Source organism: Nitrobacter winogradskyi, assembly GCF_006539545.1.
In the GTDB taxonomy this organism is placed as follows: domain Bacteria; phylum Pseudomonadota; class Alphaproteobacteria; order Rhizobiales; family Xanthobacteraceae; genus Nitrobacter; species Nitrobacter winogradskyi_A.
Map to the genome: position 1 here is coordinate 1 of NZ_BJNF01000083.1, position 1,881 is coordinate 1,881.

1 protein-coding gene is annotated in these 1,881 nt (G+C 58.2%); it reads right to left on the bottom strand.

From position 1 onward, the window contains the following. Positions 1-3: 3 nt before the first annotated feature. Positions 4-1,614 (bottom strand): alginate export family protein, encoded by a 1,611-nt coding sequence (locus NWI01_RS14625; protein WP_446673919.1) that lies wholly within the window; start codon positions 1,612-1,614, stop codon positions 4-6. Positions 1,615-1,881: the final 267 nt, after the last annotated feature.

Sequence of the window (1,881 nt, forward strand, 5' to 3'; positions counted from 1 at the left end):
GCTCTAGAAGAAGAAACTCGTCTGTAGGTAGCCGTAGAAGGTGTCGCCGGTGGGAGGCGCGTTGGGGGCGTCGCGCAGGAAATTGCCTTTGATCAGGTAGAGAGCCCCGGTATCAAGCAGCCAGGCGTCCGGGATGAGCCAGTATCGCAGGCGAGTCTCGATCTGCTGACCAGCGAAGATGCCGGATCGACCGGATCGGTCCCGAACCCCCGTGAGACCGAAAGAATCGGTGGGATTCTCCAGGAAGAGCGTGCGGTAACCGATGAAAGCATCCCAGAGCGGGCTCGGCGTGACTTCCAGGCGTATCCCCGGCGAGATCAGGTTAGAGCGCTGTATTGGCCCATAGAGGCTGGTCGGGCCGAATTCCCAGCGCCGGGCGCCGAACAGGGTGTCGAAACGGGTGAAGGTATTGGGGTTGTTGCTGTCGCCGCTGGCTTGATCGTATTGCACCAAGAGCCGCGGCAACCAGTTCGTATTGAAAGTATAGCCCGCCTGCGCATGGAAGAAGTAGGCCGAGACCTGGAGGTCGCGCGTGTCGGTGACGGCGGCCGTATCCCGGGCAAGGCCCGTCTGGTAGACCACTTCGACCTCGTGGTCGAACTGATCAGGCTTCGGCGCCCGCCACAACCGAAATCCGGGGGTGAACATCCGCCGATTCCGTGTCTGCACCGCCCGCAGGCCGGTCCCGGAATCCTGCTCGTACAGACCAAACCCATATAGTTCCAACGATCCGCCGAGCACGTTCGCGAACGTATAGGAGCCACCGTAAAATTGCAGATCCAGGTTTTCCCGATCCATCACGATCGCATTGTCGAGGATGCCCGCCGCGTCGGCGGGAAACCGGGTATGCGGCATGGTCCAGAACAGGGTCATCTGATCCTTGTTCGCACCCTGCCAGTCGAAGGAGGCGCCGGTGAATGAGTTGATGGTGTTACGAAAATCGTTGCGCGCCACGAGGCGGCGCGAGCCAATGTCCTTCGTGAACCGGCCTGCGGTGAGGCTGCTCTTCGAACCATTACCCGTTTCGTCGGAGAGATCGAAGTTGAGATAGGCCTGAGTAAGCTCAAGGGCGTTCACTTCCGTGGTAGCGGTCGACGAGTTTGGCTTCTGTAAGTAGCCGCGACTATCAAACACCTCTCCGCCGATCTTCACTTTGTGGCCGGTATCGTACTCCGCGTAGACGTTAGTTCGGAATGCAGCAAAGACATCGCTGTGCGGAAACGGCGCCGGACGGAACTGGTTGTTGATCCCTTCGATGCGCGAACGGAAACTGCCTCCGATCTTGAGATTTTCAGGCCGTCCGAGTGCGTCGTAGAGGGAGAACACCGGCTTCGTCGTAATCGCCTTGAAGTAAGGAAACGTCAGCGCCTGAAGCTGCTTTTCCGTCCAACCCTGAGTATAGGTATCCGCCCAGCTCGGAGCGGCGAGTGGGGCATAGCCCTGCCTTCGCTGCGCCTGCCGCTCGGCCTGCGTTGGTGAACATACGTCAGGTTCGCTGCATGCCCCTTCATGCATTAGTGTACGCGCCTGCGCAGGACTCGATGGGACAGCAACAAACGCGACGCTGGACAGGACAATCAGCCCTGCCGTCGAGCCGAGGAAAGAACCCTTCATACAATTCATCGTCAACTTCCCAAGTTTTTCTGCATGGCAGCTACCCGCTGAGCACAACGCTCGAACAATGTTTCTACTGTCCTTGACCGACGCAGCCGTCCGCGCATGCCGCACACTCCTTCAATGAGGAATTCATGCGGCTGCTTAGATCGTTGCTGTTTTGATAATTAAGACGACTTGTGATGCTCCAGGCCGAAGCCCTTCGATGTAGCCACCGGTATATGTCGATATTGCATGATGTCAACAGGCAGACAGCATCAAACGAAT

What these genes read in the sequence shown, in the direction of transcription:
- NWI01_RS14625 (WP_446673919.1), bottom strand. Translation starts at nt 1,614, where the DNA reads ATGAAGGGTTCTTTCCTCGGCTCGACGGCAGGGCTGATTGTCCTGTCC.